The 21338-nt window shown below is 39.4% G+C and carries 19 protein-coding genes and 1 tRNA gene; 1 reads left to right on the top strand and 19 read right to left on the bottom strand.

The features are described 5' to 3' along the window. Positions 1–4: 4 nt before the first annotated feature. The 4 genes from HT708_RS04550 to shp3 all read right to left on the bottom strand — a co-directional run bounded on the left by HT708_RS04550 (position 5) and on the right by shp3 (position 2999). Positions 5–475, bottom strand: a complete 471-nt coding sequence (locus HT708_RS04550) for a hypothetical protein (protein WP_138704664.1) — start codon at positions 473–475, stop codon at positions 5–7. 495 nt (positions 476–970) lie between these two features. Next, positions 971–2122, bottom strand: coding sequence for a hypothetical protein (locus tag HT708_RS11760; protein ID WP_240156187.1), 1152 nt, complete (start codon positions 2120–2122; stop codon positions 971–973). Then, on the bottom strand, positions 2059–2826 hold the full coding sequence (locus HT708_RS11755; RefSeq protein ID WP_240156186.1) for a hypothetical protein: 768 nt from the start codon (positions 2824–2826) through the stop codon (positions 2059–2061). The genes HT708_RS11760 and HT708_RS11755 overlap by 64 nt, the downstream gene beginning before the upstream one ends. Before the next feature lie 101 nt (positions 2827–2927). Further along, positions 2928–2999 carry a peptide pheromone SHP3 gene (gene shp3 / locus HT708_RS04540; RefSeq protein ID WP_001812431.1) on the bottom strand — a complete coding sequence of 24 codons (72 nt, stop codon included), beginning with the start codon at positions 2997–2999 and terminating at the stop codon, positions 2928–2930. Between the two features lie 79 nt (positions 3000–3078). On the opposite strand from shp3, the gene HT708_RS04535 reads away from it, so the two are divergent. Beyond that, positions 3079–3930, top strand: coding sequence for an Rgg/GadR/MutR family transcriptional regulator (locus HT708_RS04535; protein WP_172926039.1), 852 nt, complete (start codon positions 3079–3081; stop codon positions 3928–3930). A 193-nt stretch (positions 3931–4123) separates the two neighbouring features. Here the strand turns inward: HT708_RS04535 and smc are convergent, their stop codons facing one another. The 15 genes from smc to HT708_RS04460 form a co-directional block, all read right to left on the bottom strand. Continuing rightward, a complete protein-coding gene (gene smc, locus HT708_RS04530) occupies positions 4124–7663 on the bottom strand; it encodes a chromosome segregation protein SMC (protein WP_172926038.1) in 3540 nt (1179 codons plus the stop codon). After that, positions 7654–8352, bottom strand: coding sequence for a ribonuclease III (rnc, locus tag HT708_RS04525; protein WP_000661482.1), 699 nt, complete (start codon positions 8350–8352; stop codon positions 7654–7656). Before rnc ends, smc begins: the two co-directional genes overlap by 10 nt. A 291-nt stretch (positions 8353–8643) precedes the next feature. Then, positions 8644–8715, bottom strand: a tRNA-Arg gene (locus HT708_RS04520). A gap of 65 nt (positions 8716–8780) precedes the next feature. Continuing rightward, on the bottom strand, positions 8781–9767 hold the full coding sequence (locus HT708_RS04515; protein WP_138700099.1) for a GMP reductase: 987 nt from the start codon (positions 9765–9767) through the stop codon (positions 8781–8783). Between the two features lie 201 nt (positions 9768–9968). Next, a complete protein-coding gene (locus HT708_RS04510) occupies positions 9969–10748 on the bottom strand; it encodes a Sua5/YciO/YrdC/YwlC family protein (protein ID WP_138702847.1) in 780 nt (259 codons plus the stop codon). A 27-nt stretch (positions 10749–10775) separates the two neighbouring features. After that, positions 10776–11369, bottom strand: coding sequence for a 3-isopropylmalate dehydratase small subunit (gene leuD, locus HT708_RS04505; RefSeq protein WP_172926037.1), 594 nt, complete (start codon positions 11367–11369; stop codon positions 10776–10778). Between the two features lie 9 nt (positions 11370–11378). Beyond that, a complete protein-coding gene (gene leuC, locus HT708_RS04500; RefSeq protein ID WP_138702849.1) occupies positions 11379–12761 on the bottom strand; it encodes a 3-isopropylmalate dehydratase large subunit in 1383 nt (460 codons plus the stop codon). 3 nt (positions 12762–12764) lie between these two features. After that, positions 12765–13034 carry a DUF1294 domain-containing protein gene (locus HT708_RS04495; RefSeq protein ID WP_050208156.1) on the bottom strand — a complete coding sequence of 90 codons (270 nt, stop codon included), beginning with the start codon at positions 13032–13034 and terminating at the stop codon, positions 12765–12767. Then, positions 13031–14068: a 3-isopropylmalate dehydrogenase gene (gene leuB, locus HT708_RS04490; protein WP_023933058.1), complete on the bottom strand. Its 1038-nt coding sequence runs from the start codon at positions 14066–14068 to the stop codon at positions 13031–13033. The genes HT708_RS04495 and leuB overlap by 4 nt, the downstream gene beginning before the upstream one ends. Positions 14069–14079: 11 nt before the next feature. Beyond that, positions 14080–15642 (bottom strand): 2-isopropylmalate synthase, encoded by a 1563-nt coding sequence (locus HT708_RS04485; RefSeq protein WP_050223288.1) that lies wholly within the window; start codon positions 15640–15642, stop codon positions 14080–14082. Positions 15643–15956: 314 nt separating this feature from the next. Beyond that, on the bottom strand, positions 15957–16613 hold the full coding sequence (locus HT708_RS04480) for an MmcQ/YjbR family DNA-binding protein (RefSeq protein ID WP_050223289.1): 657 nt from the start codon (positions 16611–16613) through the stop codon (positions 15957–15959). A gap of 43 nt (positions 16614–16656) precedes the next feature. Next, entirely contained in the window at positions 16657–17289 is a 633-nt protein-coding gene (locus HT708_RS04475) for a copper homeostasis protein CutC (protein ID WP_050208162.1), read from the bottom strand. A gap of 93 nt (positions 17290–17382) precedes the next feature. Continuing rightward, positions 17383–17742: a YbaN family protein gene (locus HT708_RS04470; protein ID WP_054392652.1), complete on the bottom strand. Its 360-nt coding sequence runs from the start codon at positions 17740–17742 to the stop codon at positions 17383–17385. A 105-nt stretch (positions 17743–17847) separates the two neighbouring features. Continuing rightward, a complete protein-coding gene (gene topA / locus HT708_RS04465) occupies positions 17848–19935 on the bottom strand; it encodes a type I DNA topoisomerase (RefSeq protein ID WP_000179656.1) in 2088 nt (695 codons plus the stop codon). Positions 19936–20100: 165 nt separating this feature from the next. Continuing rightward, entirely contained in the window at positions 20101–21144 is a 1044-nt protein-coding gene (locus HT708_RS04460; protein ID WP_007284808.1) for a TIGR00341 family protein, read from the bottom strand. Positions 21145–21338: the final 194 nt, after the last annotated feature.

Raw genomic sequence — 21338 nt, 5'->3', positions numbered from 1 at the left:
ACAATCACCTAATAAATATATGCTTTTCTATGTACTTTAATATTTTTAACCATTCAAGTTTATCTGGAAACTCATCTTCAGAGTCATAATAAATAACATGAACCTGAGTACCTGTTGTGTGTAAACCTTCATACAATGGTGTTTTTGAACCGATTCTTTTGTTAATTCCTAAGACAATAGGAATAGAGTGCGCTGAAGCCCAACCAAGTTCCACAGCACATCCATAACTATTATTTGGAAAAGTAATATATACATTACTTTGTTTCAGTAGCGAATAATCTCTAAGGGTACATTCTAAAGAATCTGCAATCTTTTTGCCAAATTCTTCTTCCTCTAGAGCACAAAACACATTATGACCATACGATCTCAAATCAGAAATAATTCCCTTAATTCTGGACTTTGTCGCAGTTTCTAACGGACTTTTCAAGTTCGGATTAATTATTCCTGTGATTGGTGTACCTAAAAAAATATCCATTGTTATTCATTCCTTTCTTTCGTTTCATTCAATGCACAACACTGAGTTAAAAAGTATTGTGCTCTTTGTTTAGAACTATAATATAAAACGTGAAAACATATCACTATTACAAATCGCGACGAGGCGATTAAGTGAGTGCTTCAGCCAATACATTTGAAAAAGCCCATCATTATAACTGTAGTTCATCCTATTAGGTACAACCAACTGTGACCATAATACTAAAAAAATCAAAGAGCAAACTAGGAAGCTTGTCTTGTACATTTCAAAATACTGATTTTATAATGAAGATAAGACTAGAATGCTAATTAATAGATTTACAGATAAATATCTGATATCTTGTATTGCTTTACGATTTCTTAAGAGTATAATTAGTAAATTTATTATTAGATAAGCGACTTGTTTATAAAAAGAAATAGGCCTTTCTCAAATTTGGTGAAGGAATACTCCTCGTGTTTCAATTACTCAAAATTAGAGTAAATAATAAATCTATTACATTTATATTTTTCCAAACTTTCCCTCACAATTATTTATTAAATTGAAGAAACATCTACTAATAGCTATTCCCCCATTCTGAATAATAAATAGCTTAAGATAATAGCTTTGAAGTAAAGTATCCTCGTTAAAACAGATCTCTCCTTCAACTACTTTAGTTCCAATATTTTTAAAACGTATTCTTTTCAACTCTGGTGAGGTATTTGATGACTTTTCTACATATGTTGGTAGCTGTACTCCTAAGTAAACATCTCCTCTATGTTGTGGAGTAATAACAATCTTATATTTTATTCTTAATCTTTCTCTATCATAATTATCACACATAAAATCTACTTCTGGCATGCCTGTCATTGAAGTATTTTTATCACCGCACCTATAACAATAGAAAGAATTAATATTGAATAAATTGTTAGTTTCTGGAATATAGTTGCAACCAACACCCGAACTTCCACAACAACATATTTTTTTGAAAATACTACTTTCATCAATTATAGACCTAAAAATATTATATCGATCAAATTCGAAAAGCTCGTCATTTTGGTTCTGAATCATTATTTCAGCTATCTTTTTAGAAATAGGATTTACTCTATTTATTAAATTTCGTTCAAAATCTAAATATTTTTCTTCTGTCACTCCATAGGTACCTCTGCGTGTCATTTGCATGTAATCTGCTAAAACATTATTAGATAACTTTTTTACCTCATGTTCACTACTTAATAACCCAGACGAAACATATGAAGCAAGTCGCGATAAAATCATTTTGCTACTTTGGGTTAATCGGACAATCCCATTTATATTTTCAAGTGATTGATCTACTTTTCTAGTATTTGGAAGTCCAATATTAACAATTGAAACAAACGGCTGTACATCATTTAACTTATTATGAAGTTTGGTTCCAATATTTGTCAAATTTGAATCTGAAAAAATTTCATATATCTCTGGATTATCAATCGATTGAACAGCAATAGAAGCAACAATATTTCTTGCTATTCCATCGATAGCATCTAATGTTAAGTTGAATCTAGAATCATACAATCTACAATCATTAAACGGAAAATTACTACAAGATAATAAAAATAATGTTTCAACATTTATAGAGCTAATACGTATTGCTTTACTCTCATCCTTAAAAAAGATTGCCCTTGATGGCCCCAAGAAGGAGCAAATTTTTCTTGTTGAGGAATTAATTTATTAAAACCATGCAAAGTGAAATCAGCTAAATTTAGATGATCTTCTTTTCCATGTCCATGAAAAACTAATTCTGACCAAGATTTTTCTTCCAAAAGATTTTTTATATTTTCATTTTCAAGCCTTTTTATATCAAAAATATCCCATTTGTTTTTTGTTTCACTAAATTCATTTAACTTTTTATGCGAAAAGACTGCTTTTCGTACTTCTTTTTCACTTTTTGAGTAAAACTGCTTTCCTATCATCCAAGACAATGAAGATAGATCTCTTCCTGTCAGTATGTACAGTTCAATATTATTTTTCTTACAATATTCTAATATAGTCAAAATTTTATATTGTGAAAAATCTTTATATAGTCCTATTACTACCAGATTTTCTATGTTTATCATCTCATTTAAAGAGGTCACCCACTTCTTACAAAATAACCTACAGTTTTTATAAAACTCTAAATCAGAAGATAGAGTGATCCCTGCATCGCATTGGTAAATTGGCGTTGTTTTATAGCATTCGGAATATTCATTGTTAATTCGCTTAATATTATGAAGTAAATCTTCTCTTTTGTGGTCAACAAAAACAGGAATTTCTCCTTGAAAATTTAAACCCATAGTATTAAAAGCATTCGAATACTCTTGTACATTATTTGATATTTTAAATAAATTCTGTTTTTTCAATTAAAGCCTCCCAAATTATAAATACCGTATTTTATACTATGTATCTATAAAATCTTAAGTCTTTAGAATATTCTAAAGACTTAAGTGTACACTTAAGCATTTTACCCACCAACAATTATGATAATATCCATCACCAAAACCAAAATCGGCAAAAATTTTGAAATTTTCTTCATACTCGGACTTCCTTTCCGTTTTTATTTATTGTACAATAAATAAAAACGGATTTAATTTTTGTTGGGAAAATGGGAAATTATGAAATCAAAACTTGGCATCACACTTAGAAAAGTTCGTAAAGGAAAACAAATTAGTCTATGCTCTGTAGCAGATGAACATCTTTCAAAATCTCAAATATCTAGATTCGAACGTGGGGAATCAGAGATATCTTGTATTCGACTTATCAATATTTTAGACAAATTACACATTACTTTAGATGAGTTTCTTATTTTACATGATGAAGATTATACTAATACTGAATTATTCGCTAATTTGGTTCAATATATTCGTAAGCAATATTCATCACAAAACATCAATAATATAGCCGCTCTACTTTCTGACTCATCACATTACACTTTAAATTCGTTCGAGAAAACAATGATAAAATCCATTCTACATACAATGGATTCCAGCATTATTCCATCAAATAAAGAATTACTTCAATTGACAGATTATCTCTTCAAAGTTGAAAAATGGGGTTACTATGAAATCACTTTATTAGGTAACTGTGTACGAACAATAAACTACAACTCCTACTTCCTATTAACAAAGGAAATGTTGAACAATTACATCTACTCTTCATTGAATAAAACAAATAAGCGAATTGTCACTCAACTGGCCATCAATTGTCTAATTCTTAGCGTAGATAAGGAAGAATTTTCAAACTGTACTTGTCTAATCACCGAAATAAAAGCATTATTAGATAATGAATTAAACTTTTATGAACAGACAGTTTTTCTCTATGCAACTGGTTACTTTGAATTTAAGCGTCATTTAGATAGCGGAATTGAAAAAATGAAACAGGCCATACAAGTCCTTGATATTTTAGGAGAAGACAAGTTAAAATTACACTATACTAGCCATTTCGATAAACTGGTAAACAAAGAATAGATGAAATGATTCTCTACTATTTAACATTTTACAAATCAAGGGTGTCTCCATAAACTCGCAACATCTCTAATGATTTTACCCTGATAGCAATAGACAGTTAAAAAGCCCTGAAATCAGCTAAATTTCAAGGCTTTCTTTATAGGCTATTGTATCAATTTACTTATTCCGATTTCTGTTGCTACTAGTTTAATTGTCATCCTTCAATACCTTCTAAATCTTTTAACTTAACTGAAACAATTTTTGAGACACCTGACTCTTGCATGGTCACTCCATAGATGGAATCAGCCGCTGCCATGGTTCCTTTACGGTGGGTCACAACGATAAACTGGCTGTCCTTTTCAAATCGATTGAGGTAATCCCCAAAACGTTTAACATTGGCTTCATCCAGCGCAGCTTCCACCTCATCCAAGATGACAAATGGAATGGTCTTGACACGAATAATGGAGAAGAGCAAGGCAAGAGCTGATAAGGCTTTTTCCCCACCACTCATGAGATTAAGCGACTGGATTTTCTTTCCTGGTGGTTGGACTGAAATCTCAACCCCAGCTGTCAGTAAGTCACCCTCAGTCAATATCAAGTCTGCCTGACCTCCGCCAAACATCTGTTTGAAGGTCACTTTAAAGGACTCACGAATAGCTTCAAAAGTTGATTTAAAGCGTTCCTTGACCTCATCATTCATCTCTGTAATGGTCTCAAGGAGCAGGTTTTTCGCTGACAAAATATCATTTCGCTGGCTATTGAGGAAATCCAGACGGCTGTGAACCTCTTCGTACTGGTCAATAGCTTCCAAATTGACAGGACCCAGTGAGCGAATAGCCTTCTCTAAATCCTTAACTTCTTGCTCTGCCAGATTGAGATTTTCCAATTCATGCGCCTTTTCTAGAGCTTCAGTGTAGCTAATCTGGTACTGGTCTGTTAATTGGCTTTGTAAATGGCGCAAATGCTCACTGACTTTTTCTTTCTTGGCTTCAGCACGCGTTTGCTTGCGAATCCACTCCTCATTCTGCTGGCGAGCCTGATCCAAATGACTAGCAATATCATCCAGTTGACCTTCAATATCATCCAACTCAAACTGCTTGCGAATTAAACCTTGTTGGAGGTTTGTTTTCTGAGTTTTGGCTTCTTCGGCCTGTTGACTGAGCAAATCCGTATCAACTTTCTCAAGATTGTCAACCTTTTCTTGTAGAAGGCGCTGGATTTCCTCTTGCTCGATATTCAGATTATCCAATTCCTTGCCTAAACGTTCAATATCCGCAACTTCGTAACGTTTTTGCCCTTGCAGTTCTGTCTTAAGCAGGCGAGCTTGTGCTAGCTCTTCCTGCAAATTTTGATAGCGTTCTTGGATGGCATTTTTGTTGGACTTAATTTCTTCAATCTCAGCTTCCAGATTTTGCTTGTCACTGGCAATGGTAGCAAGGCGATCTTGGCATTTTTCCTTATCTGCTTGCCAATCTCCGTCAGAAAGACGATCTAATTCCTCTTCTTGGAGTTTCCAAAGAGTTTCCAGTTCTTCAACTTGCTGACTGGTCTGCTGATAGGCGAGGGACAAGCCTTGCTCCTGAATACGAGCCTGCTCTCCCTGATATTTAATAGCTTCTAATGATTCGGTCAATGTAAGCATCTCATCTTGCAAGTTCTTCAAACTCGACTCTTCTGAACGCAGACTTGCTTCTTCTTCAGCAATTTCTTTTTGCAATTGCTCCAGTTCTGGCTTGATAAAAATACTGTTATTCTGACGATTGGCTCCACCTGCATAGGAACCACCTGTGCGTAGCTCTGTCCCGTCCAGTGTCACCATGCGAACCTGATAACGAACTTGTCGAGCAGCTGCACGCGCATGTTCTACAGTATCAAAAATAGCTGTTGTTGCAAGCAAGTTCTTGAAAATAGCTTCCAACCTATTATCAAAAGTAGCCAACTCATCTGCCATACCAAGGAAACCTGGACTTGCAGCAATAGCATCTTGGTTCTGACTAGAAATCGTACGCGCCTTGATAGTGGTCAAAGGAAGGAATGTGGCGCGACCAGCCCTGTTTCGTTTGAGGAAATCAATAGCCTTAGTCGCCGCGTTCTCATCTTCTACGATGATATGCTGACTGCTGGCTCCAAGCGCAATCTCTAGGGCAGTTTGATAATGCACATCAAAAGTCAGGTGCTCACTGACTGCACCAATAATCCCACCAAGGCGATCTTTTTCTTGGAGAACACTCTTAACACCTGCATAAAAGTTACTATGATTTCTCAGGATATTTTCCAAACTTTGAGCTCTGGCCTGCTTGTTTTTAAGACTGTCCAGACAATCAAATAGTTGACTTTGTTGAGCTTGATAGGAAGCTTTCAGCTCCTCTTGCTCCTTGGCAATAGCTTGATAGTCAGCCAATAATTTCTGAACTTGCTCCTTGGCAGTTTCAAGCTCTTCTTTTTGCTGACTAGCCTTCTCTTTAGCTGTAGCCAGTTGTTCTTTCAGCTTTTGTAGTTGATCTGCTTGTTTTTGAGAAAGCTGACGACTATTTTCCAACTCATTTTCGATACGGGTCAACTGGTTTGAGACATCCGCTTCTTCTTGTAAAAGAGCTACAAAGCGTTCACGCAAAAGCTCAATCATCTGATCAGGATCATCTGAAAAAGCTAGCAATTCAGCCTCTAGTCGATTGAGTTTTTGATTATTTTGGACTAGATTTTCCTCTAAAAGTGCCAAAGAGCTTTCCTTATCAGATTTTTCTTGGCTGAGTAAATTTCTCTTATCCTCCAAAGCAGCCAAACGGGCTTGTGCCTCCTGTTGATTGAGGGCTACTTGCTCAGATTCTAATTTCGATAGGGCTAATTTTCTCTCTAAATCACTAATCAGACTGGTCAAATCCATCAAACTGCCTTGGTCTTTAGCCATTTCAGCCTGTAAATCTTGGCGTTGCTTTTTAAGAGTTTGATTTTCTTCTTCTAATTTTTCACGCTTTTGGTAATAGCTTGTCAAGAGTTCCTGAACCTGTACCAACTCTTCTTCTGTCGACTCTAGTTCAGCCTTATTTTCCTTGATTTGAGCAACAAGGACATCCAAGTAAATAGCCTTGCGTTGACCTTCCAAATCTAAAAACTTACGAGCATTTTCTGCTTGCTTCTCAAGAGGCTTGATTTGATTATCCAACTCATAGATAATGTCCTCTAAGCGGTCTAGATTATCCTGAGTTTGTTGCAATTTGCTCTCAGTCTCTTTTCTACGAGTTTTGTATTTCAAAACTCCAGCAGCCTCTTCAAAAATAGCTCTGCGTTCTTCAGGCTTGGAGTTGAAAATCTCCTCAACCTTCCCTTGGGAAATGATAGAGAAGGAATCTCGTCCCAATCCAGTATCCAAGAAAAGATCATGAATATCACGCAGACGGACTTTCTTGCCGTCAATCTTGTATTCGCTATCTCCACTACGATAGATATGACGTTCTACCCTGATTTCTTGTCCTGCATCCTTGATAAATCCGTCATGATTATCCAGAGTCACAACTACAGAAGCATAATTGAGCGGTTTGCGACTTTCAGTTCCAGCAAAAATGACATCCGGCATCTTGCCCCCACGGAGACTCTTAACACTTGACTCCCCCAAGGCCCAACGCAGACTTTCTGTAATATTGGACTTTCCAGATCCATTTGGTCCAACAACCGCCGTCACACCTTGGTCAAAGACGACCTTGGTCTTGTCAGCAAAAGACTTGAATCCCTGAATTTCGATTTCCTTTAAATACATGAATCCAGCCCTTTCTCAACGGCATTTTTGGCAGCTTCCTGCTCTGCTAATTTCTTAGAACGACCTTGACCTTGACCAATGCTCTTACCTTCAACCAGAACTTCTACATCAAATACCTTATCGTGGGCAGGACCCGTTTCAGAAATCACCTGATAACGAATAGCCACATCCCCATTGACCTGAAGTAACTCTTGGAGATGGGTTTTGTAGTCTGTAATCATCTCAAACTCACCTGCTTCAACCTTAGGAATCATGACTTGATAGATAAATTCCTTGACCTTGGTCACATCCTTGTCCAAAAGGAGGGCACCAAGAAAGGCTTCAAAGGCATCACCAAGAATGGTGTCACGGTTGCGACCACCAGATTTTTCTTCCCCTTTACCCAGCTTGATAAACTGGTCAAACTGGCAATCACGCGCAAAACCAGCCAAACTCTCCTCGCGAACAATCATGGCACGGAGTTTTGATAGGTCACCTTCAGGCTTTTTAGGATATTTTTTATATAGATATTCTGAAATCAATAACTGTAGAACAGCGTCTCCTAAAAATTCCAAGCGTTCATTGTGTGAAATTTTTAAGAGGCGGTGCTCATTGGCATAACTCGTATGAGTAAAGGCAGTCTCCAGTAACTTTTTGTCTGCAAATTCGATTGCAAAATGATTCTTTAGTACAGTTTGTAATTCTTTCATACCAACCTCTTTCTAACTGATAACAGTCCTTTTTATTATATCAAAAAAAGCCCCCTGAGTCACTTTAAAACGGGACTGGAAGTGATTTGGGCATTCTTTAAAAAGAGATTTTCAGCTTTATACTCAATGAAAATCAAAGAGCAAACTAGGAAGCTAGACGCAGGNNCAGTTACATATATCTACGGTAAGGCGACGTTGACGTGGTTTGAAGAGATTTTCGAAGAGTATTAGGGGCAAATTTGAGGCAGGATAAACAAAAAGCCCTATTAAAGGCTTTTTAGGATGTTTACATCCACCCTGAGGGAATCGAACCCCCATCTCAAGAACCGGAATCTTACGTGATATCCATTACACTAAGGGTGGAAACTTGTTTTATTATAACAGAAATTTGCTCTAATAACAAGTTTTTTCTAGTGAGATAGCCCGTCTTAGTGGGAAGTATCCCCATTCCAGATCGAGTTTTTCACGATAACATAATCAACGTGTTTAAGGTCAGCAACCTGACGTCCACCTGCATAAGAAATAGCACTTTGAAGGTCTTGTTCCATCTCAGTTAAAGTGTCTTGCAGATGACCTTTAGCAGGAAGCAAGATACGTTTGCCTTCCACATTTTTGTAAGCACCCTTTTGATATTGTGAAGCTGAACCATAGTATTCTTTGAATTGTTCACCATCGACTTCAATCGTTTTCCCTGGACTTTCAATATGTCCTGCAAAGAGGGAACCAATCATGACCATGCTAGCACCGAAGCGGATAGATTTGGCAATATCACCGTGAGTACGAATTCCTCCATCTGCAATGATTGGTTTACGTGCAGCCTTGGCACACCAACGGAGAGCAGCCAACTGCCAACCACCTGTACCAAAACCAGTCTTGACCTTGGTGATACAAACCTTACCAGGACCGATTCCAACCTTAGTAGCATCCGCACCAGCATTTTCCAATTCACGCACGGCTTCTGGTGTTCCCACATTTCCAGCAATGACAAAGGTATCTGGCAATTCTTTCTTGATGTGTTGAATCATAGAAATCACGCTATCCGCATGACCATGAGCAATATCAATAGTGATATACTCAGGAGCATCAGCCTTGAGCTGGCTAACAAAATCATACTCATAGTCCTTAACACCGACAGAGATAGAAGCAATGAGTCCTTGATCGTGCATGCGTTTAATAAAAGGAATGCGTCCTGCCTCATCAAAACGGTGCATAATGTAGAAGTAACCACCTTTAGCCAGTTGCTCTGCTACATTTTCATCCAAAATCGTCTGCATATTCGCTGGCACAACAGGTAGTTTAAAGGTGTGATTTCCTAAAGTGACACTTGTATCCGCTTCTGCACGGCTTTTAATGACACATTTATTTGGAATCAATTGAATATCTTCGTAATCAAAAATTGGAAATTCATTTAACATATCGATGTCTCGTTTCTTTTGTAATGACCTACCTATGCTCTCGCATCACTACGCCTTTTCCGACGTTTCCTTAATTTATTATAAACCAAAGTACAGTTTTTGTCAAATTATTTTATGAATTGAAATATATTGTTCGGGTTTTACTTGTGTTAAAAATAAAAGAAAGAGAGGAAATTATTTTCTCCCCACTTCTTCTCTATCCTAATAATACTCGCCCTGACGGTAGTCCCATGAGTTAAAGGTATCTGACAGGTGCATCATAATCTTATCAATGTCAAGCCCTTTACGGATTACAACTGGAGCTGGTGAAGTTGATCGTGCTCCCCCTTGTTCTGGGATGAGTTTGCCATCTTTATCGACCATAGACACCATCACACCTTGCTCGTAGCGAGTTTCAATCGTTTTGTCAGGTTGGATGGATGCCACATAGTCGTCTGCTTCGATGACAAGGTCTACTGCTCCTTCGATACGTTCTCCGATACCTTCTACCTTACCACGGTTTCCTTTTCCAGATGGGTTTGCAGATGAAGCGTAAACCATTTTGCCTTCTTCCCAAAGTTTGGCAGCCAATTGTTCACCAGCTTTTCCAAATTTGATAACAAAACAGCTAGTACCACGCACGTCAGTCATAAGCTCTTCACGACCATCCCCATAAGCTTTGAGTTTCTCAAAGGCTTCTGGTTTCCAAGGAAGGATACAACCAAGAAGAATATCTTCATCCCAATGTTTTTGGTAGAAGGCTTCAATTTCTGGGTTGAGTTGTGCTAAAGCGCGAAGCTCGTCCATGCTACCGCAGAGGACAACACCTGGTTTATTACGGTTACGCTCTTTGGCTGCGAACTTGCGTTCGAGTCCTGCCTTATCACTGGTCATGATGATGTAACCGACTTTTGTAGGGCAAACGATACATCCGCCCTCACCTTTTAAAATTTCATAGCCTTCTTGTGAAAGTGTTCCCTTCCATTGAATGTGTTTTGTCATAGTTCTATTTCCTTTTCTATTTTTCTTCTAATCCTGCCAGTAGGCTGGTCGTTGTTTTTCATAGGCAGCAATCAAATCTTCATACTGCAAGGTAATACCAATATCATCCAAACCATTTAAGAGCTTGTGTTTCCACTCACTATCGATTTCGAAAGTGAATTCTCCAATTGGTGAGATGATTTTCTGTTGTTCCAAGTCCACAGTTACCTGGTCGGTTGGTTTTAGCTGGGCTAGTTTCTCTCTAACCTCTCTAGGCTGAACAATAGGTAACATGCCATTATTGAGTTCATTATTGTAATGAATGTCACCGAAAGATCCTGCAATCACGACCTTAAAACCATAGTCTGCTAGAGCCCAAGCTGCGTGTTCCCTCGAAGACCCTGCGCCGAAGTTATCCCCTGAGATGAGGATAGTTGCTTTACGGTATTCAGATCTGTTAAAGACAAAGTCTGGGTCCTCAGTATAGAGATCATCCAAATAACGCCAAGCATACATGAGGTACTTACCAAAGCCTTTCTTATCTATTAACTTGAGAAACTGCTTGGGAAGGATTTGGTCGGTGTCGATATTATCATTCATAAGAGGAACGGTCGTTCCTGTATAAACTGTGAATTTCTCCATATCCTCTCCTTACTGGGCCTCTGGCATTTGTCGAACATCTACAAAGCGCCCTGCGATAGCTGCTGCTGCTGCCATGGCTGGACTGCAGAGATGGGTCTTAGCACCAAAGCCTTGTCTGTCTTCAAAGTTACGATTGCTGGTTGAGGCGCAGTGGACACCATCAGGAACCTTGTCCGGATTCATCCCTAGGCACATGGAGCAACCTGGGTCTCTCCACTCAAAGCCAGCATCTAAGAAAACTTTATCCAAGCCCAACTTCTCAGCAGCTCGTTTGACAGGACGAGAGCCTGGAACCACGATAGCTGTTAGATTAGGAGCAATTTTCTTTCCTTTGACAAATCGCGCAGCCAGTTGCAAGTCGCTGAGACGAGCATTAGTACATGAACCTATAAAGATATAGCCCAGTTCAATATCTGCTGGCTTTTGACCAGGCTCCAAATCCATGTAATTGTAGGCGCGCTCATCATTCATATCCTTAATTTCTGGGAAGCTACTGTCAAAGTCAACCCCCATAGCAGGGTTGGTTCCCCAGGTCACCATAGGAGCCAAGTCTGAAACATCCATCTGGATAACCTTATCATAAACAGCATCATCATCACTGACAATTGTTTTCCAATCCGCCACAGCCTCTTCAAAGTCCTCTGGAACACATTCTCGTCCCTTGAGATAATCATAGGTAGTTTGATCCGGATTCATGATTCCCATCTTGGATCCAAACTCGATGGACATATTGCAGATGGTCATTCGCTCTTCCATGCTCAGTGCATCAATCGCCTGTCCACGATATTCCACCACGTAGCCAACGCCGCAAGCAACACCGTACTTGGCAATCAAGGCTAAAATGTAATCCTTGGAATAAACTCCTTTTTGAGGAACACCTGTAAATTCCACCAGCATTTTCTTGGGTTTGACCTGCCAGAGGGTCTGGGTAGCAAAGACATGTTCGACCTCACTGGTTCCAATTCCAAAGGCGATCGCTCCGAAAGCCCCGTGGGTTGCTGTATGGCTATCCCCACAGACTATGAATTTCCCTGGTTGGGTTCGTCCTGTTTCTGGACCAACCATGTGTACGATCCCTTGTTTTTCAGAACCGTGGGCAGCATGTTCAATCCCAAACTCCTCAACATTTTCAGCCAGCTTATCAATTTGTGCCTTAGAAATCACATCTCGAATATCGTAGATATTGACCGTCGGGACATTGTGATCAAAGGTTCCAAATGTCAAGTCTGGTCGTCTCAATCTGCGACCTGCATCTCGCAAACCTTGAAAGGCTTGAGGACTGGTCACCTCGTGGATATAGTGCTGGTCCACATACATGAGTTGGGGCTGCCCCTCTTCTCCTGTGATGACATGACGGTCCCATAATTTATCAAAAATCGATTTTCCTGCCATCCATTACCTCCAAATAACATATAAGGCTACTAGTGTAGTCACCATCCCAAGAAACCAAACTGTTTTAAAGTACCATTTTCGAGTCTTATGGTGAAAAGTGATTCCTGCTAACCAAGCACCAAAACCACCACAAGAAAGGGCTAAAATGAGTAAGATTTTCTCTGGAATGCGCCAAGCTCTTCTCCTTGCCTTAGATTTGTCAATACCATAAATCAAGAAAACCATGACATTCCAAATCAAAAGGACTAGAGTAATTTTTTCGTCTAACTTCATAACCTTGCAATAATAGCTTCCGTCATTTCCTTGGTCGAAGCCTGTCCCCCTATATCTCTTGTTAAAACACCAGCTGCCAAACTTGCCTCAACAGCACGCTCGATACGCTCTGCATCCTCATAACGTCCAAAACTGTCTCTCAGCATCATGGCCACTGATAAAATCATGGAGATAGGATTGGCAATTCCTTGACCAGCAATATCAGGTGCTGAACCGTGAATAGGTTCATAGAGACTTGGTCCATTTTCAGAATGACTGGCTGATGGCATAACCCCAAGTGTGCCAGATAGAACGCTTGATTCATCCGAGAGAATATCTCCGAAAAGATTTTCTGTCACGATGACATCAAACTTGGCAGGATTGGTAATCATGAGCATGGCAGCTGAGTCCACTAACTGGTGTTCCAAGGTTACATCTGGGAAATTCTGTGAGACCTTCTCAGATACTTTCCGCCAGAGTTTTGAGGTCGCCAACACATTTTGCTTATCGATACTAGTAACGATTTTTCTGCGATTTCTTGCAATTTCAAAGGCTTTGCGAATAATCTGCTCCACTTCCTCATAGCTATAGTCGTTGATATCACGCGCTTTTCTTTCTTCAAGGATATGATCCCCAAAGTAAATCCCGCCTGTCAACTCCCGCACAACGACAAAGTCCACCCCAGCAATTCGTTCTGATTTTAGTGGTGACAAATGCTTGAGACTGTCAAAGATTTTTACAGGGCGAATATTAGCGTAAAGATTGAGTTCCTTACGGAGAGCTAGCAAGCCTTGTTCAGGCCGAACCGTTTCACTATCATACTGGGGACTACCGATAGCCGCTAGGAGAATGGCATCTGCTTCACGACATACCTTGAGGGTTTCATCAGGTAAGGGATGCCCTGCAGCATCAATACCTGCACCTCCAAAAGGTCGTTTGTCTATTTCATAGACAAAGCCTGTTTTTTTAGCTAGAGCCTCCAGGACCTCTAAACCAGCCTCCATGATTTCTGGGCCAATTCCGTCCCCTGCTAAAGCTACTATTTTCTTTGTCATAGCCTTCTCCTTTACACACTAGGCATATCGCGATAGGAAACGCTAGGTCCCATCTCACCAGCATTCTCTTTTTGAACAAAGGTATTAGCGTTTATATAGGCAATAGCTGAAGCCTTCAACACATCGAAATCAAGGCCTGCTGCGTTAAAGATGGTTTCTGTATCTCTGTTTTCAACAGTGACCAAGACCCGAGCCTGGGCATCAATTCCATCTGTCACAGCATCAATGGTATAGGACACCAAGCGGACGGATTGGTTAAAGAATTTGTCGATAGCGTTAAAAATCGCTTCAACGGAACCTTGCCCTGTTGCATTAAATTCGACCTTCTCACCATCCATATTAGCCAGACTAACGAGTGCTTCAATGTCATTATCTGCATGGGTTTGCAGTTGTAAATCATCAAAGTGGAAGCCTTCTGGATTTTCAACCATAGTTCCAGCTACCAGCGCACGAATATCTGCATCTGTGATTTCTTGCTTCTTGTCTGCTAGCGCCTTGAACTTAGCAAAGAGTGGTTTGATATCCTCTTCTGTAAAATCTAGGGCCAATTCTCTCAGTTTCTCGACAAAGGCATGGCGACCAGACAATTTTCCAAGTGGGAGGCTATTACTCTTAACACCGACTAATTCAGGGGTGATGATTTCATAGGTAAGAGGATTTTTAAGGACTCCGTCTTGGTGAATACCAGATTCGTGAGAAAAGGCATTACCACCAACGACGGCCTTGTTTTTAGGAACTGGGATACCTGAGAAGCGAGAAACCATTTCTGACGTATTGATGGTCTCATTTAGGACAATACTGGTTTCTGCTTGGTAGTAATCTTGGCGAATATTGAGGGCTACTGCTACTTCTTCCAAAGCAGCATTTCCAGCTCTCTCACCAATACCATTGATGGTTCCTTCAACACGTCCTGCCCCATTCTTGACGGCAGCAAGGCTATTTGCCACTGCCATTCCAAGGTCATCGTGGCAGTGAGGCGAATAGATAATCTGACGATCCGTCTTGACATTCTCAATCAAGTATTTGAAGATAGCACCGTACTCCTCTGGCGTGGTAAATCCAACCGTATCAGGGATATTGATATAAGACGCCCCTGCATCAACCGCTGTTTGAACAACTTGTAAGAGGAAATCCAACTCTGTTCTAGTCGCATCCTCAGGAGAGAATTCGACCACTTCAAACTTAGAACGGGCATAAGAAACATGCTCCTTAATAGCTTCCAAAATCTCTTCCTTGCTCTTATTGAGCTTATACTTACGATGAATGGGACTGGTAGCGATAAAGACGTGAACTTGTGGATACTTGGCGTCCTTTAGGGCCTCGTAACAAGCATCAATATCAGACTTGACAGAGCGGGCCAGACCAGTTACCGCCGTTTTCTTCAAGGCCTTAGCAATCTCCTGCACTGCTGTGAATGAATCAGGACTCGCCGCCGGAAAACCAGCTTCAATGGCTGAAATACCCCATTTCTCAAGCTGCCTTGCTATGGCAATTTTTTCTTTGATTGAAAAGTTAACACCGGGTGTCTGCTCTCCATCCCGAAGGCTGGTATCTAGAAATTCAACTGTTCGCATAAGATTTCCCCTTTTCCAAATGTGATTTTAAAAAAAACATCTCGCTCAGAAACCCAAGCGAGATGTTGATTTACTCCCGCTTGGTAAGCCAAACAGGACTAATGCTTTTTGCACTAGCCCGAGTACCTCAACAACAAAGCAAATTGATTAAACTTAGCTGTTTTCATGTTTGACTTTCTCCTTCGTTTGATATCTTGTTAAGTATTTTAGCATAGGCAAAAGCACTTGTCAAGAAAAAATCAAATATTTTCTGAAAATTTCTTCAGTAGAGAATATTTAGCTAATTGAAAGTTCTTGAAAATCCTTGAAATGTTTCATTTTTTAGAGGTTAAGTTCCAACTTTTTTCTATCAATTCCAGTACCATTTCATCTGACAACGTATCATCAAGGGCCACACTAATCCAGTAACGTTTGTTCATATGAAAAGCTGGATAAATGCCCTTTTGTGAAAGCAGGTCCACTACTTGATCATGTTTGAGATTGACTGCTTCGACTAAACCTTCTCTACCCTTTTCCAGCTTATCCCAAGAGATTTTCATCAAGACGGCATACCACTTTTGATTTCCTTCATGTCTTAACACTGCCGTATCAGGAGATTTCTCCCACAGATATTCCAACTGATTACCATATTTTTCCTGAACCTGATTCATGATACGCTTAGTCTGAGGACAGATAAAATCCTGCACATCAAAACAAGCCTTCCGAATCTGGTAAAGAATCTCCAGACAAGTCTCACGGACACTTGCAACAAAACTTCCTTTAAAACTTTCCATATGAACTTGGGGATAAAGATCACCCGTTTCCTGGTCAAAGACTTGAAAGCTCACATTTTCAGTAGTAATGGACACAGTCATGACAAAGTCACCCTGCAAAATCTGGCAACTATAGGTCCAGACTCCACTATTTTCTACAAAACCAAAAGCATGAGCCTTTTCTTTATTAAATTGATAGGATTTAAAAATTTCAAACATAAGTGAAAACTGCTATCAAAAGCTAGCAGTTCCTTTCTATTTTTTAAAAGACAACCTTGGTTCCATGCAATTGTGTTACACCCAGCTGGTCGATAAAAGTTTGACGGTTGTCCAAGTCAATCCCTCCACCTGGTAGAATTTCAATTTTACCTTTAGCATATTCCAAAATTTTGTGATAATGAGCAAAACGTTTGTCTAGCGAGTCACCAGATACTCCAGCACGAGTTAAGATACGGGTGACACCAGCTTGGCTGAGCCAGTCAATAGCTTCCAGTTGATCATTATCACTCAATTCATCAAAGGCCATGTGAAAGACAATTTCAATTCCTTTTGAAGCCTCAATTAGCTTCTCCAGATTAGGCTTATCCAACTTCTTCTCAGCAGTTAAAGCCCCAAATACAACCCCTTGACTTCCAGCCTGAGCAGTTAACCGAATGTCCTCTAGCATAATAGCAATTTCCATATCATTATAGACAAAGTCGCCACCACGTGGACGAATCATAGTCATGATGGTCGTATCGTAGTTAGCTGCCAATTCAACCGCTGCCTTAGTTACTCCATAGCTGGGTGTTGTTCCACCAACTGCAAGATTATCACATAGTTCGATTCGACGAGCTCCAGCCTGCATCGCTTTTTCAAGCAAGGTCACATTTTCAGCACAAAATTCGTAAATCATTTGATTCTCCTTGAAGATTACTTTAAATTTATTATATCATATTGTTGTGAATATGCTTTCAATTTTATCAAGGGAAATAGTTACAAATTTTACTTATTCTTTGTCTGGAATAACCTTAAAGAGATAATAGGTGATAAAGATGGTCAAAGCACCCAGACTGATTTTGACTGGTAAGAGAGGGGCAAAATAAATGGAAATTCCCATCAAGATGTAGATAGAAACGATGATTTTTTTCTTACGTTCACGCGCAATGGACTTTGTTTCTCGAAAATCAGCTACATATGCTTGATAGAGCTTGGTATGATACAACCAATCTTCGAAGCGCTTGGAACTTCTGGAGAAACAAGCAATAGACAACAAAAGAAAAGGCGTTGTAGGCAACAAGGGTAAAACAACCCCAACAATTGCCAAGGCCAGTGATAAAAAACCAATTATCAGATAGATAAGACGCATAACTACTCCTAATTAAAATAATCTTCTTCTAGTTTCGCATACAATGATGAATTTTGTCAAGTTCTAACCAAAAAGAGCCTGAAATTCACTTTCAGGACTCTCTTCTTATTTAATCTTTTCTTCTTCGTAGTCACCCTTGCTACAAACAACCTGCTTGCCACCACCACGGACTTTTTTCTCCATGAGGAAGTTTCCACATTTTGGACAGTCACGACCAACAGGCTTGTCCCAAGAGGTAAATTCACATTCTGGATAGCGATTGCAACCATAGAAAAGGCGATTGCGTTTGGTTTTACGCTCAATGATTTGTCCCTGATGACAACTTGGACACTCAACACCAATCTCTTTCACAATTGCTTGGGTATGGCGGCAATCTGGGAAATTGCTACAAGCGTAGAACTTACCAAATCGACCAAGTTTAATGACCATTGGACTGCCACACACTTCACAGTCAAATCCAGCTGGTTCATCCTTAATCTGGATTTTTTCCATTTCTTCTTCAGCCTTGGCCACTTCTTTAGAGAATGGTTTGTAAAAGGCATCAATAACACGTTGCCACTGCTCTTTTCCGACTTCGACATCATCCAGCTTGCCTTCCATTTCAGCTGTGAAGGTCACGTTTACGATATCTGGGAAATATTCAACGATGAGCTTGTTAACAATTTCTCCCAACTCTGTCGGTTCAAAGCGTTTGGCTGCAAGGCGAACATAATAACGTTTCTGAATAGTTTCAATGGTCGGTGCGTAGGTTGACGGACGTCCAACACCATTTTCCTCCAAGGTCTTAATCAATGTCGCTTCAGAATAACGAGCAGGCGGTTGAGTGAAATGTTGCTCTGGTTTGCTATTCACCTGCTTAACCACATCTCCAACAGCCATATCTGGTAACATTTTATTCTTGTCAGAATCATTATAAATGGCAAGATAACCATCAAACTTAACCTGACTACCATTAGCAGCAAATTGAACACCATTTTGCGACAATTTAACAGCCATGGTATCAAAGACAGCAGCTGTCATCTGACTCGCTACAAAACGATTCCAAATAAGAGTATAAAGCTTGAGCTGATCCTTATCCAGATACTTAGCAATACTTTCCGGTGTGTTAAAGACACTTGACGGACGAATAGCCTCATGGGCATCCTGAGCACCTGATGCATTTTTGACCTTGCTACCATGCTTAGAATACTTGCTACCAAAACGGTCTGTAATGAAACTTGCTGCTTCGTTCTGTGCCACTGGACTGATACGAGTCGAATCAGTACGCATATAGGTAATCAAACCTTGCACACCAGAACCGATATTGATCCCTTCATAGAGCTGTTGGGCAACCATCATGGTTTTTCGAGTACGGAAGTTAATTTTATTGGCAGCATCCATCTGCATAGATGAAGTGGTATAGGGTAATGGAGCATTGCGCTTGCGCTCTTTCTTATCTACCTGATCCACTGAAAAATCTTTGCTAGTCAGACGAGACAAGACTTCCTTGACCTCATCATTGCTAGTCAGTTTCAACTTTTTGCCGTCTACTCCATAGAAGGAAGCCTGAAATTGCTTGGTTCCCTTTTTAAAGACAGCATCAATTGTCCAGTATTCTTCTGGCTGGAAGGCATTGATTTCATTCTCACGATCAATGATGAGTTTAAGCGCAATAGACTGAACGCGACCTGCTGACAAGCCCTTCTTGACCTTCTTCCACAAAATAGGCGAAATCGAATAGCCTACCAAGCGGTCTAGGACACGACGAGCCTGTTGGGCATCGACCAAGTCCATATCAATCTTACGAGGTTCTTTAAAAGCATTTTTGACAGCATCTTTGGTGATTTCATTGAAGACCACACGGTTAGCATCATTTTCATCCAAGTTGAGAATATGGGCCAAATGCCAAGAAATCGCTTCTCCTTCACGGTCCGGGTCACTCGCCAGAAAAACTTTATTAGCTTTTTTAGCTTCTTTTTTCAAGTCATTGATAAGAGGGCCTTTTCCTCGGATATTGATATATTGCGGTTCATAATTATTTTCAATATCGACGGACATACTGGATTTCTTCAAATCACGGATATGCCCGACACTGGCTAAAACCTTGTAGTTTCTGCCTAGATATTTTTCAATCGTCTTGGCCTTAGCAGGCGACTCCACGATGACTAGATTTTTTTTAACTGTTGATTTTTTCTTTTTTGTTGCCGTAGCCACAGTATCACACCTTTTCAAAGTAATAAACTTTATAAAGTGTAAACCATTTTTTGAACCCTGTCAAGACTTAGCTACTATAATAGAAGAAAAGTTTATACTTAAGACTTCAGTCTTCCTTTGATATACATAGAAGACTCACGAGAAAAACCAGCTATTCTCAAGAAATTATTGTTCCTCAGACTCTGTATCAAATTTATTGGCTTTTTCCTTTTCTTTTGCTTCCTTATCCTTGATATACTGGAAGAAATACTCCACCAGTTCTTCCTTACTAAGTTGTTCTGAATCAGACAATTGGGAAACTTGAACAGAAACATCACTTAAACCATAGTCACCTCTCTTACTGGAAATCATATCGAGTTCTTCTTCTGTCAAATAATTTCCTGAAATGGTTAGCTTTAGGGTATGAGTCTTTTTAGAATAGATTTTTTTCAAAATATTATGCCCCTGAAATTGCTCTGATATAAATTTCTTAAGGGACTCTTTTTTCAACGTTTCTCTCACTAAAGTCGTTGCAGAGATAAAACTCGGAATCATCAGCAAAACAGCAACTAGAAGCAAAATCCTGCGCATTTTAGAGTCTTCTTCATTATCTTTAAAATAATGTTTCTTAACCATCATCAACCTAACACCTATATAAGTCGCAATGACAATAAAGCTACAATTGATGAGGAATAGGTAAGAGGAGCCTATGATAAATTTTAGATTAGCAGAAGCAATAGCATAACCTACTGTACAAAGAGGAGGCATCAAGGCGGTTGCAATAGCAACACCAGGAACAATATTATTGGTCTCTTTTTTCCTAGCACCAATAATACCTGCTATCCCTCCTACAAAAGCAATGAGAACATCCCAAATAGTCGGAGAGGTTCTAGCAACAATCTCCGAACTAGCATACGAAATGGGAGAAAGATAAAAATAAAGTGTTGAAGCTATTAGACTGGCAAGAATTTGAATAGCTAATATTTTAAAAGATTTTCTTAACAATTTAAAATCAAATATAGCTAGAGAGAGCCCCACTCCCAGAATAGGTGTCATCAAAGGAGAGATTAACATGGCTCCAATAATCACGGGAGTCGAATCCATATTTAATCCGATAGAGGCGATAAGCATGGCACATAGTAAAATCGCTAAATCACTTCTGGAAAGTTCTAATTCTTCATATATTTTATTTCTAAATTCTATCAACGAATACAGTTTATTATTTGTCACAAATATCTTCCTTTCCCAGCTAACTAGTCGCTAATACTCTTCGAAAATCTCTTCAAGCCACGTCAGCTTCACCTTGCCGTAGATATATGTAACTGACTTCGTCAGTCTTATCTACAACCTCAAAGCAGTGCTTTGAGCAACCTGCGGCTAGCTTCCTAGTTTGCTCTTTGATTTTCATTGAGTATAAAGCTGAA

It is taken from the genome of Streptococcus sp. 3613 (genome assembly GCF_013277375.1).
Lineage (GTDB): Bacteria > Bacillota > Bacilli > Lactobacillales > Streptococcaceae > Streptococcus > Streptococcus pseudopneumoniae.
The sequence above is the reverse complement of the archived record's forward strand: the minus strand, read 5'-3'. Positions and strand labels throughout refer to the sequence as shown.

Bases quoted from the DNA above. Each gene is read 5' to 3' on its own strand.
- HT708_RS04550 (WP_138704664.1), bottom strand. From the start codon at position 475: ATGGATATTTTTTTAGGTACACCAATCACAGGAATAATTAATCCGAAC.
- HT708_RS04535 (WP_172926039.1), top strand. From the start codon at position 3,079: ATGAAATCAAAACTTGGCATCACACTTAGAAAAGTTCGTAAAGGAAAA.
- smc (WP_172926038.1), bottom strand. From the start codon at position 7,663: ATGTATTTAAAGGAAATCGAAATTCAGGGATTCAAGTCTTTTGCTGAC.
- rnc (WP_000661482.1), bottom strand. From the start codon at position 8,352: ATGAAAGAATTACAAACTGTACTAAAGAATCATTTTGCAATCGAATTT.
- HT708_RS04515 (WP_138700099.1), bottom strand. From the start codon at position 9,767: ATGTTAAATGAATTTCCAATTTTTGATTACGAAGATATTCAATTGATT.
- HT708_RS04510 (WP_138702847.1), bottom strand. From the start codon at position 10,748: ATGACAAAACACATTCAATGGAAGGGAACACTTTCACAAGAAGGCTAT.
- leuD (WP_172926037.1), bottom strand. From the start codon at position 11,369: ATGGAGAAATTCACAGTTTATACAGGAACGACCGTTCCTCTTATGAAT.
- leuC (WP_138702849.1), bottom strand. From the start codon at position 12,761: ATGGCAGGAAAATCGATTTTTGATAAATTATGGGACCGTCATGTCATC.
- HT708_RS04495 (WP_050208156.1), bottom strand. From the start codon at position 13,034: ATGAAGTTAGACGAAAAAATTACTCTAGTCCTTTTGATTTGGAATGTC.
- leuB (WP_023933058.1), bottom strand. From the start codon at position 14,068: ATGACAAAGAAAATAGTAGCTTTAGCAGGGGACGGAATTGGCCCAGAA.
- HT708_RS04485 (WP_050223288.1), bottom strand. From the start codon at position 15,642: ATGCGAACAGTTGAATTTCTAGATACCAGCCTTCGGGATGGAGAGCAG.
- HT708_RS04480 (WP_050223289.1), bottom strand. From the start codon at position 16,613: ATGTTTGAAATTTTTAAATCCTATCAATTTAATAAAGAAAAGGCTCAT.
- HT708_RS04475 (WP_050208162.1), bottom strand. From the start codon at position 17,289: ATGATTTACGAATTTTGTGCTGAAAATGTGACCTTGCTTGAAAAAGCG.
- HT708_RS04470 (WP_054392652.1), bottom strand. From the start codon at position 17,742: ATGCGTCTTATCTATCTGATAATTGGTTTTTTATCACTGGCCTTGGCA.